Origin of the sequence: Pseudomonas sp. SLFW (genome assembly GCF_009905615.1) — a bacterium.
GTDB lineage: Bacteria > Pseudomonadota > Gammaproteobacteria > Pseudomonadales > Pseudomonadaceae > Aquipseudomonas > Aquipseudomonas bambusae.
The window spans coordinates 274,264-300,508 of the sequence record NZ_JAAAKW010000004.1 but is presented as its reverse complement, the minus strand read 5'-3'; the positions used below and the strand labels follow the sequence as shown (position 1 = coordinate 300,508).

Sequence of the window (26,245 nt, the reverse complement as noted above, 5' to 3'; positions counted from 1 at the left end):
GCAAATGTTGGAGTCTGCGCAAATCCTGGCCCACTCGGCGCGTTCGTTGAAAGAAAGCTCCAGTGCGGCACGCCAGCAATTTGGTCAGCAATCACAGCAGATGGAACAGGTTGCAACGGCAGTCCACGAGGTGGCCTATAGCGTCCAGGACGTCGCGAAAAACGCAGAACAAGCTTCAAGCGAAGTGCGCAGTGCGGAGCAGCAGGCTGACCACGGCCTGGTCAGCATCGGTCACAGCCTCAGCCGGGTCGAAGAGCTGTCCACGATCATTGTGCAAGCCGTGGCGGACATCCAGACACTGGCTGAAGGCAGCACCCAAATCGGGAGCGTATTGGAAGTGATTCGTACGATCGCGGAACAGACCAATCTGTTGGCACTTAATGCGGCGATCGAAGCCGCACGCGCAGGAGAACAGGGTCGAGGCTTCGCAGTCGTGGCGGATGAGGTGCGTTTACTGGCCCAACGAACACAGCAGTCGACGTCGGAAATCCAGACCATGATCGAGTCGCTGCAGGCCAAGTCGAGCGCCGCCGTGAATGTCATCAATCAAAGCAGTGAGGTCGCCCGATTGACGGTGGAGCAATCCCGCGCGGCGGGTGCGAGCCTGGACCGGATAGCGGGGGCGCTGCGTAATCTCAGTGGGCTGAACGTCTCGATCGCCAGTGCAACATTGCAGCAGGCGAATGTGGTCGAGGAGATCAATCAGAACATTTCCCAGACCGCCAGCCTGGCGCGTGACACTGCACAGACAGCCGAAGCGGCTAACGTCGCCAGTCACCATCTCGATCAGGTCTCCAGCCAACTGAGCCAGTTGCTTGAGCAGTTTCGCGTCTAGGCACCCATGAGTGTTCGGATTGGATGCGAGGAGATTATCGGTCCGAACACTCGGGGATACCTCAGGACAACAGCCATGCAAAAAATCAGTGGCGCAAAGACCGGACCGAGGCAACTCAGAAGATATTAATGGGATAGTCCACGATCACCCGGTATTCATCCGCGTTGTGATCGACCGCTTTATACCCGTCACCGCCGCGGTTAGTCGCCCAGCGCAGACGCACTGACAGATTTTTCGCGGCACCCCCTTTCACGGTGTATTTGATGTCTGCGTCACGCTCCCAATGCTTGGCATCTCGGCCATCGGGGTTGTAGTAGCTGTAGCCGGAATCGACAGCGGTGGTTGCCTTGGTCAGATCCATCGTGCCGCGAATGTAGGAAATCGATGAGGTAAGTCCTGAAAGCCCCCAGCCAGCGAAGTCATAGATGTATTGCAGTTTCCAGGATTTTTCGCCGGGGGCGTTGAAGTCCGACCACTGCTGCGAGTTGTCCAGGTAAATGCTGTCGCCGTCCAGAATGTAGTCGAAGGGGGTATTGCCATTGACCTTTTGCATCGAGGCGATCAGCGTCTGGTTTTCTAATGTCATGCCTAAATGCACGCTGAAGGTGTTGTTGTTGATACTGCCGTAGAGGGCCTTGCCGCTGTCCAGTGTGTGATAGTAGTGAAAGCCGGGATTCAGGCTCAGTTGCTCGCTCACCTGCCAGACGTAATCCAGGTCGTAGTAGTACTGGCTCCAGATGTCTTTGAGTTGCGAAGCGTAAAGGCTCGTCGTCATCCCCGGAACACCGTTGTACGAGGCGCCCATCCAGCTCATATGCTGGCTGTTTTGACCGTCGGGCAACGTACCGTAATAGGTGCCCAGGCGACTGTTCCCACTCTGATTGAACAGTTTGTTGAAGCTCACTTGACCCGCGTCCAGGGTGAGATGGTCGATGCTGTTGTTGGTCACGCTGACCCCGCGAAAGGTCATCGGCAGCATCCGCGTAGCCCCACCGGCAATCACTGGGTTATTGAGCAACATGTCACCCGCCATCAGCACGGTGTCGAACGCTTTCATCTTGACTGCGCCACCCGCCGACGAGAAGGAGTCCGGCGCTTTGCCGTAGAGATTATCTTTGGCAGGATTGGGGGCTGTGGTCGGCAGAATGGATGAACCACCGCTCCCACCGCCACCGTCCAGTTTCACCCCCAGGGTGGCGATAGCGTCCACGCCAAAACCCACGGGTCCCTGGGTAAACCCTGACTGGAACACGCCAATGAATCCTTGGGCCCACTCTTTACTGTCCTGTTTGCCATTGTGTCGATCGTGATTGAAATAATAGTTTTTCAAGTCAACGGTCAGTGAGGCACCCTCAACGAATCCAGCCTCCGCAGCTTGATCGTCACCGGCATAAGCCGTCACGGACGCTGTGGCGGACATCGCCACGAACAGCTTACGAAGCGGGTAGTGAACTTTCACAATGAACATCCTCTTTGATTCGACTGGCGACGCTAGGGTGCCGTCGCCGTATTGTTATTATTTATGCACTTCACGCCGCATCTACAGCGGCTTTAATTTGAAAGGTGGGGTCTTTAGGTGACGGTAGTCTGCGACATTCGCGCCAAGCGCGAACGTGCGCTGATACCGTCTACAGGGCAATAGCAAAACGGCGCTATTTTTGTTCTCGACTGGCGACGTTATCGTCAAGGGTTTGCGCATGGTCGTGGCGATCGGCGTCGAGTTGAGCATTGCGTGCGACAAATGCTTGTGACTCTTCGGCGCGAACACTGACGGACGCCATCACTGTAAGTGCAATAACAGCACCGGTGACACTGAGCAGTTTAAACATATTGATCTGAACCTTCTTGCAGTAGCAAGTCTGATAACGGTGCGCAACTTTAAAAAGAAAGCACGCCCGCCATCAAACGGTAATGAGGTGAATGATCCTTGCGAAATTTGATATTGACACGCGAATCGACTTGAACTAAGGGCGAGAACTATAACCGTGACATCTGTCGTCAGGCCTTCGGCTCGCGACCTGCGAGTCTTGCTGTTTAAGCGTTAGCGGATGACACGCTTCACTAATTCAGCCGTGGTGTTCACACCGTACTTTTTCAATAGATTACAGCGGTGAATGTCCACCGTGCGGGGACTGATAGCCAGGCGCCTGGCAGCCTCCTTGCTCGTCAACCCGTCAACCATGAGGGCTGCAACGTCTCTTTCGCGCGCGGTGAGAATGACCCGCTGGTCCCGGTGGTTTTGTTCACCGTCAGGGACGTCCGTGAATACCCAGGTCGCCAATTCGTACGGGGCATGGGCGTTGAAGCCGTAGCCTCTCACCGTTGCCCAGAAATGCGTGCCGTCCAGGCGACGCATTAGCCGGTTCTCTTGAAAATTGATGTGCCTCGACAACAGTGGACCAAAATGTTGAGCCGCCACTTCGAAGTCCTTGCGTTCCGGGTAGAGCACTTCAAAGGACGCGCCAATGACCTGTTCGGAAGTTGCGCGAAACATCTCCAATGCACAGGCATTACACCGTGTGATCTTTCGATGGCTGGCAATGATTACAGCGATGGGAAGGTGATGCAGGAGCAGGTCTGAATGGGACGCCAATGTTTCAACTTCCATCTTATTCTCCTGACGTGATGCATGAAGGGTCCGGGGACATTATCAATCACCTAGGTGATTGGAAAACATGGAACACCCCTGCAGTGGGGCCTATGATCGCACCAGAAATATTATTGCGACAAGTGCCTGGCTCAGAAAGAGCGAGCTGAATTCCCCTGCCCTTCCAAAATAACGGAGCGAATGTATGAGTGCACAGGCTTTACACAATGACAGCATCATCATTGATGGGTTAATCATTGCGAAATGGAACAGAGCGCTGTTCGAGGACATGCGCAAAGGTGGGGTAACGGCCGCGAACTGTACCGTGTCAGTCTGGGAAGGGTTTAAAGCAACCGTCGACTGCATTGCCGCCAACCAGAAACTTATGCGGGACAATAGCGACTTGGTGTTGCCGGTACGCACCACCGCCGACATCCTCGAAGCCAAGGCCACTGGAAAGACAGGCATTTTCTTTGGTTTTCAAAATACCTATGCCTTTGAAGATCAATTGGGTTACGTGGATATCTTCAAGCAACTGGGCGTCGGTATCGTACAGATGTGCTACAACACGCAAAATCTCGTGGGTACCGGATGTTATGAGCGCGATGGCGGCCTTTCGGGTTTTGGGCATGAGGTCGTTGCCGAAATGAACCGCGTTGGCATCATGTGCGACCTGTCTCACGTGGGCCCGAAGACCAGCGAAGAGGTGATTCTGGCTTCGAAAAAGCCGGTCTGTTATTCCCATTGTTTGCCTACGGGCCTCAAGCAGCATCCGCGCAACAAGTCAGACGAAGAACTCAGGTTCATTGCTGACCATGGTGGTTTTGTCGGGGTGACCCATTTCGCGCCCTTCATGGCGAAAGGTATCGACTCCACGGTGGATGATTATGCCGAAGCCATCGAGTACACCATGAACATCGTGGGTGAAGATGCCATCGGCATCGGTACTGATTTCACGCAGGGGCACGGTCATGAGTTTTTCGAATACTTGACTCACGACAAGGGCTACGCGCGGCGCCTGACAAACTTTGGCAAAGTCATCAACCCACTGGGGTTGCGCACGATAGGCGAGTTCCCGAATCTGACGGAGACGTTGCTCAAGCGTGGGCATTCCGAACGCGTGGTCGGCAAGATCATGGGGGGTAACTGGCTCAATGTCCTCAAGGACGTTTGGGGGGAGTGATCCGCCTGACCGCCACGTTCGTAGCGCCCTTGCCGATCGCGCTCTGGCCTCGGATGCGTGGCAGTCGCTCCCCTTGAACAACTAGCTTTCGACTGCGTCTGCCTTCTCATACGTGGGGGTGGAGTTTTCCAGTGATAACTCCACTGTCACCCGACATGCATACACCACAACATCGGACAGTGCCCTCCCTCCTCCCCGAATGCCGCCCGGGAAGACGAAGTGAGCGAAGGTTTTGTAAAGCCTGCGCCTGACTTTGGCTCGACGTAAAAACGGAAATTGGCCGTTTAACCCCCCTACCCCTTCCGCTAGCCTCGTCGGTCGTCAATGTCACGGCTTGAGCAAGTGACGTTATATCCGCCAACGCACCACCCGCTTGAATTCCACATCATGGGAATGCCGCAGGGTAATGGAGACAGCCTAGATGAACGCCATGGCAGAAGAAGATCCAGCACTGAACGCCACCTTGAACCTTCTGGACAGTACCTACCGGCAGTGGACAGGTGAGCATCTTCCGTGTCCGCTGATTGATCCCCACTCTCGCGCAGCGTGGATCCACCGAGAAGCGCCCTATAGCCTGGTGTTTCACAACAATGATGACGACCCGGTTTTCACATACGGCAATGAGTGTGCACTGCGTTGCTTCAAATACAGCCGAGAGATTTTTTGCGGCATGCCGTCCAGGTTCAGCGCATCGAGCGTTGATCGGGAGGCTCGCCAAGCGCTTCTGAACATCGTCGAAACCAAGGGCGTCGCCTCGGGATACACGGGCTATCGCGTAGACCGGTATGGCCACGCTTTCATGATTTACGACGGCATCGTCTGGGAGGTGAGGGACGAAACAGGCACACGTCTCGGGCAAGCGGCGCTGTTCTGGCCGCATCCGGACACTGTCGCAAGAATCATCCAAATTGACCCTAGATAGATAACCTCCTCATGAAAACTTCCGCACGACTGGTCAGGGCCTCTCTCGCGCTGTGCCTGACCGCCCCCATCACTGCCTGTCTGGCAGACACCGCCATCGGAACGCAATGTGCCAAACCGTCAGAATCGAGCGACACATCGGTGTTGCCGTGTTACGTCAAGCACATCGCCAGCCAACCTTTGATCTACCAGAAAAAAGGCAGCACGGAACTGCCTGGCGTCAGCCTGAACAGCTTTCAACTTACCTCCCAGGAGTGGTCCCCCGGCGACATCGTCTCTCCGGCGCAATGGTCACACGACGTTGATCTGTACATCCCGGACCACGCAATTCGTCGCAAAGCGCTGCTGATCGTCAGCAACGGAACCAACCACGTGTCTGGCAACCAGCAACCGTTTCCTGCCAATGATTTCAGCCAGGAACAACTCGCAGAGATCGCACGAAGCACTCACACCATCGTTGTTGCGGTCAGCAACATCCCTAACCAATTCTTGACACTGGGCACGAACCCGCCCTCGCGAGAGGATGTCAGCGCGGCACAAAGCTGGCGCCTGTTCATGGTAAATCCTCAGCAACGTGCCACGTTGCCTCTGCAGGTACCGATGGTGGCGGCGGTCTCGCGCACCATGGACCTGGCACAAGCTGAACTCAAATCCTGGGCGGTCGATCAGTTCATCCTTTCAGGCGCCTCAAAACGTGGCTGGACAGCCTGGCTCACTTCAATCGCTGACCGCCGGGTGGTCGCGATCGCCCCGCTCGTGACCGACTTGTTCGATACCAAAGCCACCTTCAAACACATTTACCGAAGCTACGGCGGAAACTGGCCTATCGCGTTCGCGCCCTACTATGCGGAGGGGATTACCGAAAAGATCGACACGGATGCGTTCGCCAGTCTCATGCAGATCCAGGACCCTTCTCAATACGCCAATACCCGCTATCGAAGCAGGCTTTCCATCCCCAAGTATTTGATAAACGCCAGCGGTGACGACTTCTTCGTGCCAGACAACGCACGCCGTTATTACCACCGTCTTCCTGGCGAAAAAGCGCTCCGGCTGGTGCCCAACTCCGATCACGCAGGCATTCGGAATGTCAGCACACCGGCGTTGATCAGCCTGCTCAACCGCCTGCAGAGAAACGCCACACTCCCCGACCTTGACGCACGACTGGTTTCCAAAGGTCATGAACAGTTCATACAGGTGCAGCTCTCTGAACAGCCGAGCCAACTCAAGTTGTGGAGCGCAGAGAATTCATCGGCACGGGACTTTCGCTATGCGTGTGGTGTTCGATACAGCGCAGAGGTGGTGGAGGCGCCTGCCGATGGCAAAATATTGTCTGTGAAAATCCCGGAAGAGTCTGGCGGATGGCGGGCGTCCTTCATCGAAGCGACCTACAAGGACGGCTTTATCGCCACGACACCTGCGTTCATCACACCACAGGGGAAATTTCCCGAGCAGGCGCCGCCGTCCAGCGGCGGCGCCTGTCAGACATTGCCGGGAAGATAGCCCCGGTACGCCCATCCCGGATGGGCATTTTTGGACGAAGCCGGAGATCTCGGCTGACAGGGGCGGACGCGGCAAGCGGACGGCCCCTGGATGCTTCCCGCGCTCAGTCCCTGAACTCAGCCAGTTGAAGTTCCAGCGAGCTCGCCTGGTGGCGCAACTGATGAGACTGTGCGAGCAATGTGCGGATGGCAGCGTCATTCTGCTCCGACACACGACTGATCCCCTGCACTGCCATCGACAGTTGCTCCCCCGTCGCCGCCTGACTTTGGGTCTGGCGCGCGACCTCGCTGATGCGCAGCAGCATGTTCTGAATGTGCTGACCGACCTGCTCCACCCCTTCGGCCGAGGCGTTCAACTGCGCCACGCCGTCGCTGACGGCATGCCTCACTTCGCTGACATTCGCGACCGTGTTTTTCACGTCTTCGCCAATCGCACCGATCATGACACCGATCTCGCGGGTTGAACCGCTCGTGCGCTCCGCCAGTTGCCGGACCTCGTCGGCCACCACCGCAAACCCCCTGCCATGCTCTCCGGCACGGGCGGCCTCAATGGCGGCATTCAACGCCAACAGATTCGTCTGATCCGCAATGCTTCGAATGACGGCGATGATGCCCGCAATATCCTGCGAACGCCTTTCCAGCCCCTCGACAGTCTGCGCGACGGTGTCCATGGTGTGATCGATGTGCGTGATGCCTGCAACGGTGAGTGCCATTTCAGCTGACATCTTCGACGTGAGGGTTTCGGTATCACGTGCCACGCTTTCCATATCCTCCGCTTGATGGGAGACCTCGCTGACCGACTGTGCAAGTGCAGCGACGCCCTGTCCCATTTCTTCCGTGGCGGTGTGTTGTACGGTAGCGCGCTCCGCGACGGACGTGGTGGTGGTATTCAACAGATCAGAGGTCTGAAGGAGCACCGTGCTGCCTTCTCGAATCGCGCTGACGAGCACGCCGAGACGACTGATGAACTGATTGAATGCGGTGGCCAGGCGTCCGGTTTCATCCTGACTGCTCGCCTGGAAACGCAACCCCAGGTGACCTTGCCACCCCTGTATGCCTACCGTCAGTGTCGACAGAGGGCGAATCTGCCAACGCAAGACGATCCACAGCGCAAGCGCAAGTATCAGCAGGCCGCCGAGACCGACGAACATTGCCGTCACCAGGAAATGGTGAATGCCGGCCATCGCGACTTCGATCGGGTACGCCACCATCAGGGACCAATGATTGGGTGATTTGCCGATCCGCACAGGCTCCAGGACGTACTCCCACCCATCACGCTGGAATGCGTAATGCTGGCCGGCCTTGATGGCTTCTCGCGCAGCTTCCGGGATGTTCTCTACCTGCTTGCCCCAGCGGGCTGAGTCAGGATGACTGGCGTACAACCCGTCGGTTGAAATCAACGCCCCGTAGCCGTTGAAGAGATCGATCTTCGCCAATTGTTGAGTGATGCCCGACAGGGGAATGTCCACACCTGCGGCACCGATGGCTTTCCCGTTTTCGACCAACGGGATCATGATGGACACCATCATCAGTTGCTGACCGCTGTTGGTGCTGTACGCGTACGGGTCGGTTGCCCATGCTTCGCGTGTGCGCAGCGGCCGGTAGTAATACTGATTATCAGGTCCTTCTGGCACATAGTTGACCAGCGGCTCCGAGCCTACGCGGCCACTGGACCGGTTCCAGTACACGACATATCGGCCCGTGGAATCATGACCCGGGTGATTGACGAACTCCGCATCCTTGCCATCAAAGGCGTCCGGCTCCCAGTAATGCCCCAAACCCAATAACTGCGGATTGGATTCGAATATCTGGTGCGTCACTTCGTCCGCAGCCTGCCGGCTTACTTGAGCCCGATGCATTGCCAGCGCGGCACTGGCCACTGACTCGGCAACCGTCCAGCCCACCCCGAATTGCGTTTCGACCTGAGCGACGTTGGTCTTGACGGTGGCGTCGACCCGCTCGGCATTTTCCTTGAGGGAGGTGCCATACGACAGATAGGCAATCGAGCCTATCAACAGAACAAGCACCCCCAGAGTGCCGGTTAATGCCGTCCAGAACAGCTTGAAAAGCAGGGTGCGTTGAGACATATCAGCTCTCGAAACAAGGTTGAGGTTTACGCCGTCGGATTTGAGGTTTTCATCGACTGACGCTGACGGGAGTCATGGGAGGGAATGCATGGGATAGCGCGTCAATGTCCATCGCCCTCGCTTCGCAACAGCGGGGTCAGGCGACGTGGCTTTCTTTGGGTTTGGAAACGGTCGCAGCTCGCCTCTGCACGGCATCTATACCGTGGTTCGCGGGAGGTGTTCTCGATTCAGGGGAGGCGTACAAAAGAGCTGGCTCTCAAAGCGCCGAACCCGACGGTTCGAGGCGATAGCGGGACCCGGAAAGCAGCACGACATTCACGCCTGAATCTTTCACCAACATGCGCAGCGCGACCGACACGGCATAGGTGCCAGACAGCCCCTGCGTCGTTTTCCCGCGAGTCATCTCGGGATCAAAGGCGAGGCACACGCCAGCCTGCTCTCCAAAACGGAGCACCGCCGCACCGAGATCGCCTTGCGGAACATCGAAACGGATCATCGCGGTGTGCGCTGCATCGTGCCCGGGAGGGTGAGTCAACTCAGGTGAGCAAGAATCCAAAAGCATCGAAGCCCCCAACACCGCGCAAACAAACAGCCCCGCTCGCTGAAACATAAAACCGCCGCCCTTCGTTAAATGTGACGTCAGTGGCGTCACAGCCACTGCTACGGACGACGCGAACTGTTAAAAACCGGGCGAAGCCTATAGATTTTTATCACGCATAAACATCTCCAATTTTTACGAAAATGAGTAGACCAACACCGGTCTATCGATAATGAACGTGGCCACCTGGACCGTAACTTTTTTCACGGATTGGATATTCAATCGCCCCCGCGGTTGACTTAGCATCGATAACGAAATGTATTTAACCCTACGAGGTGTTCCGTGAAAAAATCAAGGATTGCAATGCTCATGATATTGTCGAGTGTCAGTGTTTACAGCCATGCGGAAGGCGGTGGCGATATGGTATTCGAGCGAATGGAGTTGTTGAGAAATGCAGCGATGGAGGCAAAACAAAAAGCGCAGTCCGATGCGGCAACCCCGACGATCAGCGATAAGGCACCCGACAAGACAGAGAATTCCCACAAGGATAAATGCTAACTAAGCAACAACCGTAAAACATCTTGACAAACACTATGTCACGACAACCGGTGACACGGGATGCTGTTGAGATAATCAAGAGCATGCATCAACGACGCCCTCTATCCACTGCCCGTGGCTGTCTCAACGCCTGAAAACGGATGACTGTCCCTAAACAGGAGAATATTGCTGTACCACGCCAATGCTTCTCGTGCGTGAGGTAGTCTGACGCTCGTTCCAGTCTATTCATGAGAGGCACACAGTGGAATTACATGTCGTCATTCAGGGGCGAAAGAAGCTGTCTGAGCAACTTTATGAGCAACTTAAGAACGCGATAGAAAACGGGCGCCTGGCGCCGGGGTCTCAGCTCCCGCCCAGTCGCCTACTTGCTCAGCAACTCAATATCTCCCGAAAGACGGTCTCAGACACGTACACCCAGCTGACCTATGAAAGTTATGTGACCGGCGTCGTCGGGAAGGGGACGTTTGTCAGCGCGTCGCCCTGCAAGCGCCCCAACCCACTCATCGCAACCCAGCTTGCGAGCGCCACGATCATCGAGCGCTGGGAACGCATCCCGGCGCCTCCCTCGGACCATTCTCTGGTAGGCACCCCCGACATCAATTTTGTGGGCGGCGCGACGCATATCGGTGCATTCCCCCAAGATGAATGGCGACGTTGTGTCAATTACGCGCTACGGCGAATTCAAACGACAGCCGGTTCCTACAACCGACCTGAAGGCATCCCGCCCTTACGCCATGCGATCGCGCAATACATCGCATTTTCTCGGGGTTTGACGTGTCTGCTCAGCGACATTGTTGTCTGCAACGGCACTCAACAGGCATTGGACCTGATTGCCCGCGTCGTTCTTGAGCCCGGCATCGTCGTGGCCGTCGAAGACCCCGGCTACCCCCCTGCGCGTCGTCTTTTCGCCTCCCATGGGGCCAAGGTAGTGGGCGTACCTGTAGACGATGAAGGCATCAGAGCTGACCTGATCCCGGACGGCACTCAGCTGATCTACGTAACCCCCGCACATCAGTTTCCACTGGGCATGCCAATGAGCATGGCGCGCAGACGAGCATTAATTGAGCGCGCCCGCGAACTGGGTGCGTTGATCATCGAAGATGACTATGACAGCGAGTTCCGATACGAAGGGCGCCCGACCGACTCGCTGAAGACGATGGACGAATACGGTCTCGTTGCATTTGTCGGCACTTTCTCCAAGACGATGCTGCCCGAATTGCGCATCGGCTACGCCGTCCTGCCACCTTCGATCATTGGCGCGGTCATTAAAGCGAAACTCATTTCAGACTGGCACACGTCCACGATCCCCCAATGGGCGCTCACGCGATTCATTGCCGACGGCGGCCTGCTGAAACATGTAAGGCGATGCCACGCGATCTACGCCAACCGCCGACAGCGCATTCTGAACCGGCTGGAAAACGATCTTGCTCCTTGGCTCGATGTTATTCCCACGACAGCAGGGTTACATATCGCCGCGCGATTCAAAACCGACGTGGATGTGAACTATTTGATTGAGCGTGCCTTTCAGTCCGGCATCGGGTTGTATTCAATCGAACGCTATTATTACCAGACCGAACCCCAGCCGGGCTTATTACTGGGATTTGGTGCTATTGAAACGATGGATATCGACCCCGCCTTCGATCGCTTACAGGAGCTCCTGCAAACGCCCTTTCATCAGAGTCAAGACAAACTGCGCGAAAACCCTTCATTACCGACCTATAAATCGTGACCGTCAACCTCCATCAAACATAGGCATTGGACCCGTGTGTTTTGTGGCGATTGGAAGTGGTATCGGACGTCTATACGCGTAATCTGAACACGTCGTCGCAACGCGTCGAGCGTTAAAAGACAACACTCACGAGCACTCGGAGAATTCTCATGCGAATTGCCGCCATTAATACGGTGACCGTCAAGACAAAACCTGGCCAGACAGCCCATGTTCTTAGTGTGTTATCAGAAATGACTGAACAATTTCACGCTCAGTCAGGCTGCCTGTCTTACGGGGCTGTTGAAAGTAAAAGCCAACCAGCGTTATTGGTGGTGACGGGGCACTGGAGTTGCCCGGACTGCATGAACGGCCACTTTCTTAATCCTGCGCTACAAACATTTTCAACGCTGCTTGAATCCAACATCGTGTACAGCCTGAGTTTTCATCACACCGTGCTTGAACCCAATAACAAAGAGCCTCGTTCATCGTGACATGAACAGAGGCTCTTGGTTTCTGTAAGGCCAGCGCTGAAGCGTCAGGCGATCAAACGTTATGCCAGGCGCAAACCGGTCATCCCACACATGATCGCTGTCGCGACCATCGAACTGATGCCTGCCCCTGCCCACCAGACTCGGTTGGCTTTCGATTCAGCCACGTCATGCGCCAAGAGCACCACCCGCAGACCTGATACAAGATGGGTCAATACGAAAAACACGCCCAACGCGTAATGGGGCAATAAGCGAATATTCCACGGATCGTGAATCAGACCGGTCGGCAGGCCTGCCGCAAATGCCCATTCTGTCGGGATGCCCAGATAAGTTCGCGCAAAAATGAACACCGAGTTCATATGCCCGAGAATGAACACCGACATGAACACGCCGGAAGCGATCTGATAAATACGGTAGGGATCGCCCGAACTATCGCTCCATGTCCACGCCAATCGCAGCCCGGAACCGATCTGGAACAGCATCACCGCCACCAACAGAGGTTCGATGAACGTGGAGCGGTACACGGTGCGCCCGACATCCATGACCGCCGCGTGCGCATCGGGTCCTACGAGCCCGAACAAATGATTGGTGACGTGAAACATGACATAGAGTGCAGCGACAGTACCGGCAATGCCGTGGGCAACCCTTAGCTGCGGCGAGGGCTTCGTCTGAGCAGCGGAAGCGGACGCTTTCAAGGTCATCACCCGATACCCGATGAGCAGCCAGATCGGCGTCCACATCCATGTATCAGGGATCTTGCTTCCGAGCATGTAAGTCACGACCCCGAAGAAGACATAAGCCGTCGGTGCTGTCATGGCCAGCAAAGCGAATCGGCGGGCTCTGGCATCCGACTCACCTTCCAGGGCGCGACCTGCCATGGCCAGACAGGTCAGCGGCACTGCAAATGCCGCGATGAGCATCAACGTGGCAATGCCAGTATTTGGGGCGGAAAGCGAACCCTTGACGCCCTCCCCGTTCTCCATCGTGACAGCCCAATGAAAAACGTCCAGCAACCAGGGGTACAGCGCTGCGCTGATGGCGCAAATGCCGATCGTGCCTTTGGCTTTTATGGATAAGCCATCGGCGACTGCGGCGCTGGCCACGCTCAGCCGTGATGTGTTGAACATATAGGTTTTCCTGTGACTGAAGCCTGTACACGCGTCAGTGATGCCCGTTTTTGGCGGGCACTCTGATGGATCGTTATTGGACAGACAGCGCATGGGACAAACGAAGTTCGGGAACCCAGCCCAGCACTCGTCGGGCTTTCTCGCTGGTCACTTCGGCGTTTTCCTCGGCGACGTTGAACACGCCCCGGACGTTCAGCCGCAATGCCAACAACGCCGCGTAGGCCGCAGCTACCACATGAAGCGGGCTGGCCCCCGAAGGCTGGTCCGTGCCGGTGCCCGGTCCGTACAAATGGCCATAGCGCAGTACGGCGCCATGAATCTGCGGTGTGTGCAGCACTTGCTGTTCAAGGGCGACGATGCCGCCGACACTCACCTGTCGCAAGCCTTCGGCGTTGATGTCCAGTTCGGCGTCTTCTTCGTAGGGTTTCGTGGCTGGCGCATAGGCCCAAGCGATGCTTTGGGCGACGATACTCTCGCATCCAGACTCAAGCATGGCCGCGATCAGATTGCCTGTACCTTCAGTTCGCACTCTGGCGTTTCGGGCAATGGCCGCTGCCATCTGAGCAGGGTCGAGCCCGCGAGGAAGATCGGTGAGTTGATGCACGACTGCCGAGGGCTTGATCTGAATCAGCGCGTCACACAGCTTCTCACGGTCGAACACGTCCACCACGACCGGCTCGGCACCGAGAGCGCGAAGGTAGTCCGCTCGATCTTCGCGCCGAGTGCTGCCAAACACCGTATAACCGTCGTCCACGAGCAGCTTGACCAAGGTACTTCCAATCACACCGGTAGCGCCTGCCAAAAAAATATTTTTACTCATTGAGGAGTGCCTCCAGGTTTGAAAATAGGGGAGTCTCGCTGAACTGGCGCCGGGCATCCGCGATCGAGGCCGAGACGTACTGAGGGCCTGCAGCCATGGCCTGCAGATGGATAAAATGCACATCCAGCAAGCCGACACAGCCAAGGACATGACGCAGGTAAGCGGTAATGAATTCGGGCTGGCTGGCGGCCGGCCCGCGATGCACGCCACCGGACGAGATGACGACGTACACGGGTCTGTCCTGTAGCAACCCCACTTTTCCGCTGGGGCCGGCCGTAAACGTACGGCGCGCGCGCACCACGTTGTCGACCCACAGCTTCAACGCCGCCGGCAGCGTGAAATTGTGAATGGGCGTCGTAATGACCAACGCGTCACATTGCTCCAGTTGGGTGATCAGACGCTCGGATTCGGCGAGGGCAGGGTCATCGTTGCTGGCCCCGCTGATAATGGCTTGGGCATAGGCATCGCTGATCGGTGACACCGGGTTGGCGACCAGATCCAGTGTCGAAACGGAAAGTTCCGGGGTAGCGCGACGCAGCCCCTCAATCATTTCCTTGGCCAGTTGGTCGCCGGGAGACTTCACGCCCTTCGGGCTGCAACTGATGACAAGTAAGTTGTTCATTCAGTCATCCTCTTGGCACATTGAGTGGCTCGACGAAATGCATGCCTCGCGCCAGCAGCCCTTCGCGGAAATAGAAGCGCTGAGCCAACGCCATGTGCAGGCCCGTATCCAGAACAAAATGCGCACACCCGCGCGCTTTCGCTTGTTCTCTGGCAGCGTCCAGTAACTGCGCGCCAAGCCCCATCTGCCGAATTGAAGCGTCCACAACGAGATCATCGACGTAGATGAATCGACCGTAGAGCAAGTTCTCCATTTCGCGATAGCCCACGAGGCCTATGACCGTTTCGCCCTGCACCCCGCCAAGCAGCTCATACCCTGCGGTGAACTGACGCTGCACCTGTTCGATGAACGATTGGGGGGAGACCAGATGGGGCCGCAATTGCTTCATGACATCGAAGCAAGTCTCTAGCTCTTCTGGCGTGGAGAATTTTCTCAAATCCACTTGTGATTCCATGATCGGCCTCTTCTAGCGTGTGTGGTTACACTTTAGAAGGCTGATGACTTACTCTACAGGGCCAAAAAAATACAAAGCAGCTAGGACATGGCGAAATTTGACTCCAAGCTTGAAGCACACGCCGAGGTGCCTGTTTACCGCCAGATCTATCTCAGGTTTCGCCATTCCATAGAGGATGGGCGCTTGCTGCCGGGTGAACGAGTCCCTTCTGTACGTGCGCTGGCAGCCGAGCTGAACCTGGCCCGCGGGACCGTTGAATCTGCCTATCAGTTACTCGTAGGGGAAGGCTATCTTCAGACACGGGGGCCGGCAGGAACCGTCGTGTCGACGCTGTTGAAACCCGCCTCTCTGGCAGACCCTGTCGAAACCACGCGCCTGCAACGCGATCCCCTCATGCATTCGGGCGCCCTCCCACAGCCTTTGCAATTGGGGCTGCCGGCGATGGATGTCTTCCCTCGCAAGCTGTGGAATCGGCTGGTGGGCAAAGAGTTGCGTGCCAGCGGGATTCACAGCCTGATTTATCCTGACACTCAAGGGCATCATGCTCTGCGAACGGCCGTAGCGGGGTATCTGGGCATTTCCCGTGGCGTGAGGTGCACACCGGATCAACTATTCATATGTGCCGGGTATGGTGCGGCACTCGACCTGATTTTTCGAAGCTTGCTCACTAAAGGCGACGGCTGCTGGTTTGAAGATCCGGGCTATCTGATGGCTCGACACTTCCTGCAAAAAGCAGGCGCTGAACTGACGCCAATACCCGTCGATGACGAGGGGTTGAACGTCGACGCGGGCATCAGGCTGGCTGCCAATGCGCGTTTTGCCGTGGTCACACCCAGTCATCAAAGCCCCCTTGGGGTCTCATTGTCACTGCCAAGGCGCCAGGCTTTGCTTGAATGGGCCACTCGACAGAACAGCTGGATCATCGAGGACGACTACGACAGCGAGTACCGCTATCAAGGCCATCCGTTACCCGCGCTGAAGAGTATCGACAAGCACGACAGGGTTTTGTACACCGGCACCTTCAGCAAGGTATTGGCACCCGGTCTACGGCTTTCTTATCTGGTAGTGCCCGAAGCGCTGATTGCCCGTTTCACCCGAGTTGCCGACGTCATGCAGAACCATAGCCCGTACCTGTTTCAGGCCACGACGGCGGCCTTCATCCGGGACGGACATTTTGCAAGGCACCTGAAAAAAATGCGCAGTCTGTATGCGCTTCGGCGAACGCTGTTGATGACAGCTCTCGAACGCAGGCTCGCTGGCCGGATCAAAATCGACTCTCGACCTGGCGGCATGCATTTGCTGCTTCGGCTTGGCGATGATCTCGATGACCAGACGATTGCGATGAGCGCCAGAGAGTTGGGACTACCCGTCCAGCCCCTCTCAAGCGCCTATCAAGGCGCAGCGCCTGAGAAGGGATTATTGGTCGGCTTTACCAATGTGTCCTCGCCGGAACTGGCAGCGCAATGGGTGGATCGCCTGGCGATGGCGTTTCCACCGCAAGAAGATCAGGGCTGAGCGCGCCTGTTTGCCCGATGCCTGTCTCACAGAGGGCATCCCTTCCCTCCTCCCGCCTCAAGCGCCTGCACTCACGTTCAGAAAAGACTGATCGGGTACTCGAAGGTCAGCCGGATCTCATCGACATCACCACCCCGGTCAGAACTGCGGTACGTCGCGTTCCGCGCCCGCAAGCTCAGGTTTTTTGCGGGCCCGGACTGTACGACGTATTTAACGTCGATGTTACGCTCCCAGGCTTTCCCGTCGCTGGTCAGTGGCGTGTTGAAGTCATAGCCTTTGATGTACCTGACCATGAAGGTCAGACCAGCAATGCCGTATGGCGCCATGTTCAGGTCATAACGCGCCTGCCAGGACTTTTCATCTTCGTAGAGAAAGTCGGAGTACTGGACAGAGTTAGAGGTGTACATCGCGCTCAGCCCATCGATTCCGTAGGTATAGTCGCCTCGCCCCGAGACGGTCTGACGGGCGAGCATGAACCGGTGCGCACCCAGGGTGTACGCCGCCGACAGGCTCCACAACCGGTTGTCCAGGTCCCCGGCACGCTCCTCCCCCATGCTTTTAGTGTCATACATGTTGAAGTCCAGATTGAACGCCTGGGTGCTACTCAGCGGGACGGTGTAAGTGGCACTGCCATAGTATTTACGCCAGTAGTTATCAATGGTCTGACGGTAGAAACTGCCGGTCAGTTGGTCATTGAATTTATACACCCCACCGACGTAATTCAGATCGGTCAGCCTCGCACTATCCGGGCTACTGTCATTGCGTTTGTTGAGCGCGGTAAAATGCCCGGCATTCAAGGTCAGATCCTTGAACTCCTTGCTGGTCATGGACAGACCTGTCGCGCTTTCGGGCAAGAGGCGCGCATCGTTCGTGGACAGGATGGGCAGGCTGACCATTTGATCGCCGTACTTCAAAATCGTGTTCGACATTTGAATCTTGAGCGCGCCGCCCATCTTGGAATAATCGGCCTTGGGGCCGCTTCTGTCCGCCTCCAGCAAGCCGGTGCCGCCGCCGGTGCGACCTGCGCCCGAATCCAGCATGATACCCAGTTTGCCCAAGGCGTCGACACCAAAGCCGACAGTGCCCTGGGTGAAACCGGATTGATAGTTCGCCATGAACCCTTGGCCCCACTCCTCCCCCTTGTTCTGCGGCGCATTGGCCTGGCGAAAATCGCGGTTCATGTACACATTTCGAATAAGCAGCGAGGCTTTTGAATCTTCCACGAATCCATTGGATTCGGACTGTTGACTCGCCACTGCGGGTTCAGCGATGGCGGCAATCATCATGTAAGCGATGGTATTTATTTTTGTTATACGCATGGTGGCTCCGTAAAAGCCCGATGGGCTTCGAACAGGCAAAGGGATTATCAATTCACGGGCACGGCGCTACGATCAGGCTGCTATTGCAGGACAGCCTGTTTCATCATCGCGCAGGGCTCTTTTGGGCGTCAGGATCGACGCCGTTTGATCAATGGTTGACGTGACTGCACCCACTCCGCAGAGGGTGCAGCACGGCACGTCATGAGTCGGTCAGACGACCCTGACCCCAACGAGTGCGGACATGATCGTCAGGGACACCAGGACGCTGAAGGCCGCCCCGACCCACCACAATGCATTGACCGTGCTTCGGTTGGCGCCGTGCGCCAGCATGACGACACGCAGCCCGGAAACCAGGTGAGCCAGGACGAAGAATCCGCCAAGCGTGTAGTGAGGGAAGAGGCGAACGGCCCACGGGTCAGGCAACATTTTTCCGCCGCCGGTGGCGAAGACATAATCCGTGGGAATGTCGAGGATGGTACGGGCCATGATGAAAACGGAGTTCATGTGGCACAGCGCGAACATTGCGATGCACACCCCGGAGGCCACCTGAAACATCCGGTACTTGTCTTCTGCGCGCTCGCTCCATGTCCAGGCGAGCTTCAAACCGGTGATGATCTGAAAGAACATGGCGAGGATCAGCAAGGGTTCAATGGCCAGGGCCCGATAAACCTTCCGACCGATATCCGCGACAGCCTCGTGAACCTCCCCACCCCAAAGGCCTGCAAGGTGGTTGCCCAGGTGAAACAGCACGAACAGCGTCACCACAGCCCCGCTGATGCCATGTGCAACCCGCAAAACAGCGGTCGAACCTTGGCGCAAAGGCAGATCCCCCGCCGGGGTTCTTGCCGCAAACAGCGCCGATAGCAACCAGACAGGTGTCCATATCCACACATCGTTCACATCGATTTTGAACATGTGCAGGACGACCCCAAGCAGGACGTACGCCGATGGAGTGCCGATGACGAACAGTGCGTACCGTCTGGCACGCATATCGGCCAAACTGGGCGTGCTGTTGCGTGAGGAGAGGGTCGCCAGGGTCAGCGCCAACAGGGGAACAGCCAAGGCCGCCGCGAGGAAGACGACCGAGAAAAACGCTGACCGTGAAGTGGCGCCTCCTGCCACGGGGGAAGTGAACGCCCAGTTGAACGCCTTGAGGATCCAGGGATACAACAAGGCGCCTATTGCAGGCACCCAAAGCACCCGGCTGGTGTTGAAACTGACAGGCGTCGCGGTGTTGCGCGTGTGTACATCGACTTCGGAATGAATGGCCATTTCGGCTTCTCCGTAGAGCATCTGCTCTTATTGTTATTGGCAGTAATGTCAGCCAGGACAACGCAACACTCGCGAGTTGCTATCGCCGCTGGCTCATCGATCATCTAAAGGGTCAGACAGGGCTGAGGCAACGCCAGCGCGACGCCGCTGCCCTGGCCCGAACCGTCCAGTGATGAAGGGGTGCAACCCCGGATGATCGTGTGTAGATGTTTCGGCTACCCTGAACCTCTGACATGCCGGCCTCCTGTTTTCTAATTATTGTGTTGTGCTCCCCCCAACGTCAGGACTGACGCAAGGGGTAGTTCAGTTTCCGAGAGAGCCAACGTTCCCAAAAGTGAAAAAAGCGCCGCAATCAGTAACCTGAAGGTTATGGCTGCATGCTTTCACAATAGGCCCGACTCACCTCCCGCAACGCCTCTACGCATCCCTGCGCCATAGGGGACAGAGGCATCGTTGGATTGCTGCATATGCCCACCGACCCTCCTGGTTCCCGTATCCCCAAATGCAACTCCGCCAACTCTCCTGATCGCAGGTCCTGCCTCACCGCGTCGTAAGGCGCGATCCAGACCGCATCGCTGCAGGACACGTAGCGCCGACTGATCGTCAGCGAGAGTGTTTCCAACCGCTGTTTCGGGGACTGAATGCCGTGCTGGACGAACAAGCTATCGGCAAATTTTCGGATGGTCGTTCCCGCCAACGGCAGAACGACCGGGAAATGCTCCAGCGTCGAAAGATCTGCATCCGGTGCCAGCAACGGATGGCCCGGACGTACCACCAACGTCATCGATTCGTTGTAGAGGTGCTCAAAGCTCAACCCCTGAATCTGCGGGCTGTCGGTCATTCTGCCGACAACCAGATCAATCTCTCCCCCGCGCAAGCGCGAGAGCAGATAAGCGCTGGGACCGGTGACCACGTTGATCACAAGCGTGGGATGCGCCTCGTGAAGCCGACAGACCAGCTCCGGCATCAGCAGGCTCTCGACGGTCGACAACGCCCCCAAACGCACCTCGGGAGCACCATGCACGCCGGTACGCAGACTGCTGACCCCTTCGCGCAACGTTTGCACGCAAGGGGCTGCGTAACGCAGAAACGCCTGGCCAGCGTCCGTGAGCGCCGCACCCGACTTGCTGCGCGTGAACAGGCTGGCACAGAGCAGACTTTCCAACTCCTTCAAGGTCTTCGATAGCGCTGGCTGGCTGATAGCGAGCTTCTGCGAAGCCCTGGCCAACGTGCCCTGACGCGCGACCTCTAGAAAACACACCAGATGACGAAACTTTATACGGGTGTCGATATTCACCTTGTGTCTCCGCTTTCAAACACATTGAGGTGGGACAACGGGGGCGCGTTCAGGCCTTTGGGACCACCCATTCTGGGTGGGCTGTAGACCTGCATCTGGAATGGCAGACATCTTGATTCCTCCGGTCACGCATCAGCATTTATTGTTATTTGCGAAACTCGTCATCGTGTATTGGCCGCTACGTTCCCGTCGTGATCCAATAACTGAAAAAACGCGTGTACCAGTACGGATGAGCTCAGGAATTTTTCGTGGAACTCCCGAGCTGACCGCTTTAATGATTAATCAATGAATCGTGACCTCCTTTGGTTGTGGACTCAGGACTGAAGGCAACTGGCCACGCTCCAGGAGTACAACCAGCTCATGCCATTGTAAAAATCGTTTTGGCCTTTGCCTTTCCAGAGATTGTTGCGCACAAGGCGCTCCACTCCCTTGGCGTGATAGATCCGACCCATTTCCCGGGTTGACCACACCACGCGCGCCGTTCGAGGGATGCGCACGGACTCATAAAGGCGGAACGCGGCTGACAGATCACCTGCGTTTGCCTTCACCGCCTCGCCTAGCGTTACCGCATCTTCCAGTGCCATACAGGCACCCTGCGCCAGGTACTGACTCATGGGATGGGCGGCATCGCCCAGCAGCGTCGCGTTTCCTGCACCCCACGCCTCCACCGGCTCGCGGTCGGCAGTTGCCCAGCGACGCCAGGAGCTGGGGGTATGAAGCATCTGATGCGGGATTTCGTGAACGCCTTCGAAGTAGGACAGCACCTCTTCCTTGCTTCCGTCCCGAACGCCCCACTCCTCTTCTTCACGGCTGTGAAACGTCACCACCAGGTTGTATTGCTCACCGCCGCGCAGGGGGTAATGCACGAGGTGGCAGCGAGGGCCGGCCCACAGCACGGGCGCATTGATGCGCAATTCCTCGGGCATGCTCGCGCGCTCAACCACGGCGCGGTAAACCACATGCCCGGTCACACGAGGTTTGTCACCCAGCAGGTGAGTCCTGACCACCGACTTCACGCCGTCGCAACCGATCACCGCGTCGGCTTCGTAGCGCTGCTCGTTACTGTCGATCAACACCGTTTTGGACCCTTGCAAGTCCATGCTGACGACCCGCGTCGAAGTGTGGAAACTGATCAGTGGGTCTTTCTCCACCGCCTCCAGAATGGAGCGATGAATGTCAGCCCGATGAATGACACCGTAGGGGTTGCCGAAACGCTTCTGAAACGCCTCACCCACGTCGATGCGGATTACTTCCTTGGCATCCACGGCGTCCATCATGATGATGTGGTCAGTGAACACCGAACGACGTCTTGCAGCCTCGCCCACACCCAGAGCGTCGAGCGCGGCGTAAGCGTTTGGGCCCAGCTGAATGCCGGCACCGATTTCGGCGATTTCATCGGCCTGCTCCAGCAGTTGCACCTGAATCCCCTGGCGGGTGAGCGCCAGTGCGGCCGCCAGACCACCGATACCGCCGCCGACGACAATGACTTTTTGTTTTGCTTGAGGACTGTTCATGAGAATGTCTCCCTCGACTTCTTGATTCATACGATGTAATCGGGCTGACGATCCGGCGCGGCCCGCTGAAAAGGCTCTTGAGCCAGGCAGTGCCGATACGTGAGCATGACCCGCTCAAAGCGCTCCAGATCGCACCCCATACGCAGGGCATTGGCGACCTGAGGCACGAGGCAACAATCCGCCAGGGTCGGGCTCTCACCGAAGCAGAACGGGCCGTGGCCATAGCGCTGTAACAACTGCTCGAAAGCCGCCAGCCCCACCTCTACCCAGTGCTTGTACCAAGTGTTTTTCTGCTCATCCGTTACGCCCAGCTCGCGCTTCAGGTAACCGAGCACCCGCAAGTTGTTAATGGGGTGAATGTCACAACTGATCGCCAGCGACGCTTCCATCACACGGGCGCGAGCCAGTGGATCCGCGGGAATCAGACGAAGCCCGTCGCGCGTGTCGTCCAGATACTCGATGATCGCCAGGGACTGGCTGAGCGTCGTCCCGTCGCTATCGATCAGCAGCGGAACGCTTGCGGCAGGGTTGAGCGCGAGATAGTCCGCACTCGACTGCTCCCCGCTGCGCAGGTTGATGCCGTGATGCTCGAAGCCAATGTTCTTCAACGCCAGAGCGATGCGCACTCGATACGAGGTCGAACTGTTAAAAAAACCGTAAAGCCGCATGGTGAATTCTCTCGTGATCAAACCGGTGGCGTAGCGGGCAACGCTGCGGATGGCGGTGTTGCCCCGCGGTAATACCTGCCCATGAAGAACATTGCCCCCGCCGCCAGCAGTGCAGGCAGCGTCAACAAGGAAAAAATGCCGTTGAAATTCAGCCCCAGGCCGAGCAGCGCGCCGCCACCCAGTGTCCCGGTCACTGAGCCGATACGGCCGACACCGTGCGACCACGCCACACCCGTGGCCCGACTGGCCGTGGGGTAGAACCCGGACGCCAGGGCGTTCGCGCCGACCTGAGTGCCGCTGATGCAGGCGCCCATCCCCGCCACGCCGACGATCAGTAGCGTGAAGTCGTGATAGAACTGACCGATGAACCAGAGAAATCCGGCGCCGATGACATAGGCAAGCGTCAGCACACGCCAAGGGTCAAAACGATCCATCGCGCCGCCAAGGAAAATGGCGCCAACCGTCCCTCCGACCTGAAACATCGCGCTCACCAGCGCCGCCTGACTCAAGGACAGCCCCGTGTCCTTGATGAGCATGGGCAGCCAGTTGGTCATCATGTAGATGATCAGCAGGCTCATGAAGAAGGCTGTCCATAACAGAAACGTTCCGCGGCTGAGCTCACCCCGCAAGATGATGCGTACGGGCGAGTGCTCCTTGGTCTTGGTGTCATTGACCAGGAACTTGCCGTTCCACGCATCGGGAAGGTCGCCGATTCGACGCAAGATGCGCTCGACGCGCTCACGATGATCCTTGCGCCGAAGCACCAGGAAACCTGCCGACTCCGGCAATAACAGCGCAAGCAGAGGCAGCACCAGTACAGGCAGTACCCCGCCGATCAACAGCACGCTACGCCAGCCATAAAGCGGGACCATGTGCGCAGCGACAATCCCTCCCAACGCCGAACCGAGGGTGAAGCCACAGAACATGCTGGTCACCATCAGTGAGCGACGGCGGGTTGGGCAGTATTCGGACGTCAGCGTGATGGCATTAGGCATGGCGCCGCCGAGGCCAAGGCCGGTGAGGAAGCGCAGAATCGTCAGGGTCTCGACGTTCTGTGAGAACGCCGCCGCGACGCTCCAGCCGCCAAAGCACAGCACCGATCCCAGCAGCACGGTCTTGCGTCCAAAACGGTCCGCCAGCGGGCCAGCGGCGAACGCGCCGAACATCAGGCCGAGCAGCGCAGCACCCAGGACAGGGTTGAGCTGCCCCGGCGTCAGCGCCCACTCCTCTCGAAGTGCTGGAGCGATGAATCCGGCCGCGGCAGTGTCAAGTCCATCCAGCGCAGTGACGAGAAAACACAACAGGCAAATCAGCCATTGGAATCGCGTCACGGGTTGCGCATCGATAAACTTTTGTACATCCACACTGTTGTTATTATCAGTGGAAGCCATGGTGGTTCTCCAAGCTCCAAGGGTTGAGAAAGCACGTGTTCAAGTGTGCTTTCAGATGACGCGGACGCTGATTTCACCCAACTGCTGTACGCCGCCGATCATCAGTTCGCCTGCCACCACCGGACCGACCCCTTCAGGGGTGCCTGTCATGATGAGGTCACCCGGCTGCAGCTCGAAAAAGCGAGACAGGTAGGCGATTGTTTCCGCAACGGACCAGATCAGCTTGTCGATGCTGCTGCGCTGCTTGTCCACACCGTTGACCTGCAACCAGATGGCCGCATCAGAGGCCACATCGAATTCAGCCGCTGGCGTGAGCGGCCCGATCGGCGCCGACTGGTCGAACGACTTGCCGATCTCCCACGGCCGACCCATTTCACGCATCTTCATCTGCAGGTCTCGACGTGTCATGTCCAGGCCAACGGCATAGCCCCAGACGTGCTCGACGGCGGTCTCCAGCGGGATGTCACGACCGCCCTTACCAATGGCCGCGACCAGCTCGATCTCATAGTGATAATTGCCGGTTTCACTCGGGTACGGGATTTCCAGCGTCTGGCCGCTTTTGGCTGGCACCACGGAGTCGGCCGGCTTGCAGAAGAAAAACGGTGGCTCGCGATCCGGGTCGAAACCCATCTCCCGTGCATGGGCCGCATAGTTGCGGCCTACGCAGTAAACCCGGCGAACGGGAAAGGTGTCTGACGTGCCATTGATGGCGAGTGCAGTCACTGCCTGGGGTGCGACGACGTAAGTCATGGGGTGCTCCAATCTTCAAGGATTAACGGGATTCGCGAAGGATGCCCAAGGCCTGCTGCACTGGACGATCCGAAAAACTGAACAGGACGCACTCTTCATGATTCTCAAAGCGCAGAGCGGCCCAGCTCGGCACCACAAATGTGTCGCGAGGTTCGTAGTCGAAACGCTGATCGGCAATCCAGACCGTGCCCCGCCCTTCGACCACTGAGTAAACGGTTGCGTCGGTGCTGCGGCTGGTCTTGCCGCTGAACTGGCGAGGCAGAACCTGCATGAAGGTGGCGATGGTGGGCATAGGCCAACCGCCTGTCGCCGGATTGACGTAACGCAGCTTGACGCCGTCGCACTCGTCAATTTCTTCATGACGCAGGAGCGTCTCCAGCGCCTCGCGCGTCCGGGCGTAGGGGTAGCTGAAAATGGGAGAGGTGTGAGACGTTGCCTGATGGCGGACCGGCAGTAGGTTCATACCGTATCGCGCCAGGCTATTGCCTTCTGGACGACTGATGGGCTGCACCGGCTTTTCGTAGTTCTCTGCGAAACCGGCGTCGAAGAAACGCACGATCGGGATATCAAGACCGTCGAGCCAGATGACCGGCTCCCCGCCTTCAAGCTGTGGCGGATTCCCGTGGTCATGCCATGTCCAGGACGGCGTGATGATGAAGTCCCCAGGCTCCATCGTTGCCCGCTCGCCATCCACTGCTGTGTAGGCACCTCGGCCTTCGATGACGAAACGCAAGGCAGACTGACTGTGGCGATGGCTCGGAGCGACTTCTCCTGGAAGGATCATCTGCAAGCCGGCGTACAGACTGGAGGTAATCGAAGCAGTGCCACGCAGCGCAGGATTCTCCAGAACCAGTACACGGCGCACCGCTTCCTCGGCAGAGATCAAATCCCCCGACTCGGTCAGAAAAGGACGGAGCGTCTTGTAGCTCCACAGAGCAGGCTGACAGGCACCTGCAGGCTGACGCGGAACCAGGTTGTGCAGTTGTTCCCAGAGCGGCATCAAATTGTGCTTGTCGATGCGCTGATAAAACGCAGCGCGTTCGTCACTGATGGTGTTGTTCATGAGGGGACCTTTTTCAGCTGGCCATTTGT

At 57.4% G+C, this 26,245-nt stretch carries 25 protein-coding genes and 2 pseudogenes; 9 read left to right on the top strand and 18 right to left on the bottom strand.

Features of this window, described 5'->3' with window-relative positions; genetic code table 11:
• Positions 1-4 precede the first annotated feature (4 nt).
• Positions 5-835 (top strand): methyl-accepting chemotaxis protein, encoded by an 831-nt coding sequence (locus GVN17_RS29925; RefSeq protein ID WP_371928525.1) that lies wholly within the window; start codon positions 5-7, stop codon positions 833-835.
• Between the two features lie 115 nt (positions 836-950).
• Here the strand turns inward: GVN17_RS29925 and GVN17_RS09750 are convergent, their stop codons facing one another.
• The 3 genes from GVN17_RS09750 to GVN17_RS09740 all read right to left on the bottom strand — a co-directional run bounded on the left by GVN17_RS09750 (position 951) and on the right by GVN17_RS09740 (position 3,443).
• Positions 951-2,294 carry an OprD family porin gene (locus tag GVN17_RS09750; RefSeq protein WP_371928519.1) on the bottom strand — a complete coding sequence of 448 codons (1,344 nt, stop codon included), beginning with the start codon at positions 2,292-2,294 and terminating at the stop codon, positions 951-953.
• 193 nt (positions 2,295-2,487) lie between these two features.
• Positions 2,488-2,664: a hypothetical protein gene (locus GVN17_RS09745; protein ID WP_166595040.1), complete on the bottom strand. Its 177-nt coding sequence runs from the start codon at positions 2,662-2,664 to the stop codon at positions 2,488-2,490.
• A 212-nt stretch (positions 2,665-2,876) separates the two neighbouring features.
• The gene (locus GVN17_RS09740) at positions 2,877-3,443 is read right to left on the bottom strand and encodes a LuxR C-terminal-related transcriptional regulator (RefSeq protein ID WP_166595039.1); all 567 of its coding nucleotides are present in this window, start codon (positions 3,441-3,443) and stop codon (positions 2,877-2,879) included.
• Positions 3,444-3,627: 184 nt separating this feature from the next.
• Between GVN17_RS09740 and GVN17_RS09735 the strand changes: the two genes are divergently transcribed.
• The 3 genes from GVN17_RS09735 to GVN17_RS09725 all read left to right on the top strand — a co-directional run bounded on the left by GVN17_RS09735 (position 3,628) and on the right by GVN17_RS09725 (position 7,026).
• Positions 3,628-4,605, top strand: a complete 978-nt coding sequence (locus tag GVN17_RS09735) for a dipeptidase (RefSeq protein ID WP_166595038.1) — start codon at positions 3,628-3,630, stop codon at positions 4,603-4,605.
• Positions 4,606-5,026: 421 nt separating this feature from the next.
• The gene (locus GVN17_RS09730; protein ID WP_256665165.1) at positions 5,027-5,527 is read left to right on the top strand and encodes an MEKHLA domain-containing protein; all 501 of its coding nucleotides are present in this window, start codon (positions 5,027-5,029) and stop codon (positions 5,525-5,527) included.
• A gap of 11 nt (positions 5,528-5,538) precedes the next feature.
• Positions 5,539-7,026, top strand: coding sequence for a PhoPQ-activated pathogenicity-related family protein (locus tag GVN17_RS09725; protein ID WP_166595037.1), 1,488 nt, complete (start codon positions 5,539-5,541; stop codon positions 7,024-7,026).
• Positions 7,027-7,129: 103 nt separating this feature from the next.
• Here the strand turns inward: GVN17_RS09725 and GVN17_RS29920 are convergent.
• The 3 genes and pseudogenes from GVN17_RS29920 to GVN17_RS09715 all read right to left on the bottom strand — a co-directional run.
• Positions 7,130-7,660, bottom strand: a pseudogene (locus GVN17_RS29920) (methyl-accepting chemotaxis protein); the annotation flags it as partial.
• An 819-nt stretch (positions 7,661-8,479) separates the two neighbouring features.
• Positions 8,480-8,884, bottom strand: a pseudogene (locus tag GVN17_RS29915) (cache domain-containing protein); the annotation flags it as partial.
• Between the two features lie 484 nt (positions 8,885-9,368).
• On the bottom strand, positions 9,369-9,608 hold the full coding sequence (locus tag GVN17_RS09715) for an STN domain-containing protein (RefSeq protein WP_166595035.1): 240 nt from the start codon (positions 9,606-9,608) through the stop codon (positions 9,369-9,371).
• 405 nt (positions 9,609-10,013) lie between these two features.
• On the opposite strand from GVN17_RS09715, the gene GVN17_RS09710 reads away from it, so the two are divergent.
• The 3 genes from GVN17_RS09710 to GVN17_RS09700 all read left to right on the top strand — a co-directional run bounded on the left by GVN17_RS09710 (position 10,014) and on the right by GVN17_RS09700 (position 12,407).
• The gene (locus GVN17_RS09710) at positions 10,014-10,208 is read left to right on the top strand and encodes a co-regulatory protein PtrA N-terminal domain-containing protein (protein WP_166595034.1); all 195 of its coding nucleotides are present in this window, start codon (positions 10,014-10,016) and stop codon (positions 10,206-10,208) included.
• 241 nt (positions 10,209-10,449) lie between these two features.
• Entirely contained in the window at positions 10,450-11,937 is a 1,488-nt protein-coding gene (locus GVN17_RS09705) for a PLP-dependent aminotransferase family protein (RefSeq protein WP_166595033.1), read from the top strand.
• A 149-nt stretch (positions 11,938-12,086) separates the two neighbouring features.
• On the top strand, positions 12,087-12,407 hold the full coding sequence (locus tag GVN17_RS09700; RefSeq protein ID WP_166595032.1) for an antibiotic biosynthesis monooxygenase family protein: 321 nt from the start codon (positions 12,087-12,089) through the stop codon (positions 12,405-12,407).
• A 59-nt stretch (positions 12,408-12,466) separates the two neighbouring features.
• On the opposite strand, the gene GVN17_RS09695 is transcribed toward GVN17_RS09700, so the two are convergent.
• From GVN17_RS09695 to GVN17_RS09680, 4 genes are read right to left on the bottom strand one after another with little or no spacing between them, the layout of a single operon-like run.
• Positions 12,467-13,624 carry a hypothetical protein gene (locus tag GVN17_RS09695; RefSeq protein ID WP_256665163.1) on the bottom strand — a complete coding sequence of 386 codons (1,158 nt, stop codon included), beginning with the start codon at positions 13,622-13,624 and terminating at the stop codon, positions 12,467-12,469.
• On the bottom strand, positions 13,605-14,351 hold the full coding sequence (locus GVN17_RS09690) for an NAD(P)-dependent oxidoreductase (RefSeq protein ID WP_166595031.1): 747 nt from the start codon (positions 14,349-14,351) through the stop codon (positions 13,605-13,607). The genes GVN17_RS09695 and GVN17_RS09690 overlap by 20 nt, the downstream gene beginning before the upstream one ends.
• A complete protein-coding gene (locus GVN17_RS09685; RefSeq protein WP_166595030.1) occupies positions 14,344-14,973 on the bottom strand; it encodes an FMN-dependent NADH-azoreductase in 630 nt (209 codons plus the stop codon). Before GVN17_RS09685 ends, GVN17_RS09690 begins: the two co-directional genes overlap by 8 nt.
• A gap of 4 nt (positions 14,974-14,977) precedes the next feature.
• Entirely contained in the window at positions 14,978-15,427 is a 450-nt protein-coding gene (locus tag GVN17_RS09680; RefSeq protein ID WP_166595029.1) for a GNAT family N-acetyltransferase, read from the bottom strand.
• A gap of 87 nt (positions 15,428-15,514) precedes the next feature.
• Between GVN17_RS09680 and GVN17_RS09675 the strand changes: the two genes are divergently transcribed.
• Positions 15,515-16,942, top strand: a complete 1,428-nt coding sequence (locus GVN17_RS09675; RefSeq protein ID WP_166595028.1) for a PLP-dependent aminotransferase family protein — start codon at positions 15,515-15,517, stop codon at positions 16,940-16,942.
• 77 nt (positions 16,943-17,019) lie between these two features.
• Here the strand turns inward: GVN17_RS09675 and GVN17_RS09670 are convergent, their stop codons facing one another.
• Both GVN17_RS09670 and GVN17_RS09665 read right to left on the bottom strand, forming a co-directional pair.
• Entirely contained in the window at positions 17,020-18,261 is a 1,242-nt protein-coding gene (locus GVN17_RS09670) for an OprD family porin (RefSeq protein WP_166595027.1), read from the bottom strand.
• 210 nt (positions 18,262-18,471) lie between these two features.
• Positions 18,472-19,176, bottom strand: a complete 705-nt coding sequence (locus GVN17_RS09665) for a hypothetical protein (RefSeq protein ID WP_166595026.1) — start codon at positions 19,174-19,176, stop codon at positions 18,472-18,474.
• Between the two features lie 43 nt (positions 19,177-19,219).
• On the opposite strand from GVN17_RS09665, the gene GVN17_RS09660 reads away from it, so the two are divergent.
• Complete coding sequence (locus tag GVN17_RS09660) at positions 19,220-19,525, top strand: hypothetical protein (RefSeq protein WP_166595025.1); 306 nt, start codon at positions 19,220-19,222, stop codon at positions 19,523-19,525.
• Positions 19,526-19,900: 375 nt separating this feature from the next.
• On the opposite strand, the gene pcaQ is transcribed toward GVN17_RS09660, so the two are convergent.
• From pcaQ to gtdA, 6 genes are all read right to left on the bottom strand, one after another.
• On the bottom strand, positions 19,901-20,830 hold the full coding sequence (gene pcaQ / locus GVN17_RS09655) for a pca operon transcription factor PcaQ (protein ID WP_166595024.1): 930 nt from the start codon (positions 20,828-20,830) through the stop codon (positions 19,901-19,903).
• Between the two features lie 314 nt (positions 20,831-21,144).
• Positions 21,145-22,344: a 3-hydroxybenzoate 6-monooxygenase gene (locus tag GVN17_RS09650; protein ID WP_166595023.1), complete on the bottom strand. Its 1,200-nt coding sequence runs from the start codon at positions 22,342-22,344 to the stop codon at positions 21,145-21,147.
• Positions 22,345-22,370: 26 nt separating this feature from the next.
• Positions 22,371-23,012 (bottom strand): maleylacetoacetate isomerase, encoded by a 642-nt coding sequence (gene maiA, locus GVN17_RS09645; protein ID WP_166595022.1) that lies wholly within the window; start codon positions 23,010-23,012, stop codon positions 22,371-22,373.
• A gap of 17 nt (positions 23,013-23,029) precedes the next feature.
• Positions 23,030-24,403, bottom strand: coding sequence for an MFS transporter (locus tag GVN17_RS09640; protein WP_166595021.1), 1,374 nt, complete (start codon positions 24,401-24,403; stop codon positions 23,030-23,032).
• Between the two features lie 51 nt (positions 24,404-24,454).
• Positions 24,455-25,153, bottom strand: coding sequence for a fumarylacetoacetate hydrolase family protein (locus tag GVN17_RS09635; RefSeq protein WP_166595020.1), 699 nt, complete (start codon positions 25,151-25,153; stop codon positions 24,455-24,457).
• A 22-nt stretch (positions 25,154-25,175) separates the two neighbouring features.
• Positions 25,176-26,216: a gentisate 1,2-dioxygenase gene (gene gtdA / locus GVN17_RS09630; RefSeq protein ID WP_166595019.1), complete on the bottom strand. Its 1,041-nt coding sequence runs from the start codon at positions 26,214-26,216 to the stop codon at positions 25,176-25,178.
• Between the last annotated feature and the right edge of the window lie 29 nt (positions 26,217-26,245).

What these genes read in the sequence shown, in the direction of transcription:
- GVN17_RS29925 (WP_371928525.1), top strand. Translation starts at nt 5, where the DNA reads ATGTTGGAGTCTGCGCAAATCCTGGCCCACTCGGCGCGTTCGTTGAAA.
- GVN17_RS09745 (WP_166595040.1), bottom strand. Translation starts at nt 2,664, where the DNA reads ATGTTTAAACTGCTCAGTGTCACCGGTGCTGTTATTGCACTTACAGTG.
- GVN17_RS09740 (WP_166595039.1), bottom strand. Translation starts at nt 3,443, where the DNA reads ATGGAAGTTGAAACATTGGCGTCCCATTCAGACCTGCTCCTGCATCAC.
- GVN17_RS09735 (WP_166595038.1), top strand. Translation starts at nt 3,628, where the DNA reads ATGAGTGCACAGGCTTTACACAATGACAGCATCATCATTGATGGGTTA.
- GVN17_RS09730 (WP_256665165.1), top strand. Translation starts at nt 5,027, where the DNA reads ATGAACGCCATGGCAGAAGAAGATCCAGCACTGAACGCCACCTTGAAC.
- GVN17_RS09725 (WP_166595037.1), top strand. Translation starts at nt 5,539, where the DNA reads ATGAAAACTTCCGCACGACTGGTCAGGGCCTCTCTCGCGCTGTGCCTG.
- GVN17_RS09715 (WP_166595035.1), bottom strand. Translation starts at nt 9,608, where the DNA reads ATGATCCGTTTCGATGTTCCGCAAGGCGATCTCGGTGCGGCGGTGCTC.
- GVN17_RS09710 (WP_166595034.1), top strand. Translation starts at nt 10,014, where the DNA reads ATGCTCATGATATTGTCGAGTGTCAGTGTTTACAGCCATGCGGAAGGC.
- GVN17_RS09700 (WP_166595032.1), top strand. Translation starts at nt 12,087, where the DNA reads ATGCGAATTGCCGCCATTAATACGGTGACCGTCAAGACAAAACCTGGC.
- GVN17_RS09695 (WP_256665163.1), bottom strand. Translation starts at nt 13,624, where the DNA reads ATGCGCTGTCTGTCCAATAACGATCCATCAGAGTGCCCGCCAAAAACG.
- GVN17_RS09690 (WP_166595031.1), bottom strand. Translation starts at nt 14,351, where the DNA reads ATGAGTAAAAATATTTTTTTGGCAGGCGCTACCGGTGTGATTGGAAGT.
- GVN17_RS09685 (WP_166595030.1), bottom strand. Translation starts at nt 14,973, where the DNA reads ATGAACAACTTACTTGTCATCAGTTGCAGCCCGAAGGGCGTGAAGTCT.
- GVN17_RS09680 (WP_166595029.1), bottom strand. Translation starts at nt 15,427, where the DNA reads ATGGAATCACAAGTGGATTTGAGAAAATTCTCCACGCCAGAAGAGCTA.
- GVN17_RS09675 (WP_166595028.1), top strand. Translation starts at nt 15,515, where the DNA reads ATGGCGAAATTTGACTCCAAGCTTGAAGCACACGCCGAGGTGCCTGTT.
- GVN17_RS09670 (WP_166595027.1), bottom strand. Translation starts at nt 18,261, where the DNA reads ATGCGTATAACAAAAATAAATACCATCGCTTACATGATGATTGCCGCC.
- GVN17_RS09665 (WP_166595026.1), bottom strand. Translation starts at nt 19,176, where the DNA reads ATGTTCAAAATCGATGTGAACGATGTGTGGATATGGACACCTGTCTGG.
- GVN17_RS09660 (WP_166595025.1), top strand. Translation starts at nt 19,220, where the DNA reads ATGACGAACAGTGCGTACCGTCTGGCACGCATATCGGCCAAACTGGGC.
- GVN17_RS09650 (WP_166595023.1), bottom strand. Translation starts at nt 22,344, where the DNA reads ATGAACAGTCCTCAAGCAAAACAAAAAGTCATTGTCGTCGGCGGCGGT.
- maiA (WP_166595022.1), bottom strand. Translation starts at nt 23,012, where the DNA reads ATGCGGCTTTACGGTTTTTTTAACAGTTCGACCTCGTATCGAGTGCGC.
- GVN17_RS09640 (WP_166595021.1), bottom strand. Translation starts at nt 24,403, where the DNA reads ATGGCTTCCACTGATAATAACAACAGTGTGGATGTACAAAAGTTTATC.
- GVN17_RS09635 (WP_166595020.1), bottom strand. Translation starts at nt 25,153, where the DNA reads ATGACTTACGTCGTCGCACCCCAGGCAGTGACTGCACTCGCCATCAAT.
- gtdA (WP_166595019.1), bottom strand. Translation starts at nt 26,216, where the DNA reads ATGAACAACACCATCAGTGACGAACGCGCTGCGTTTTATCAGCGCATC.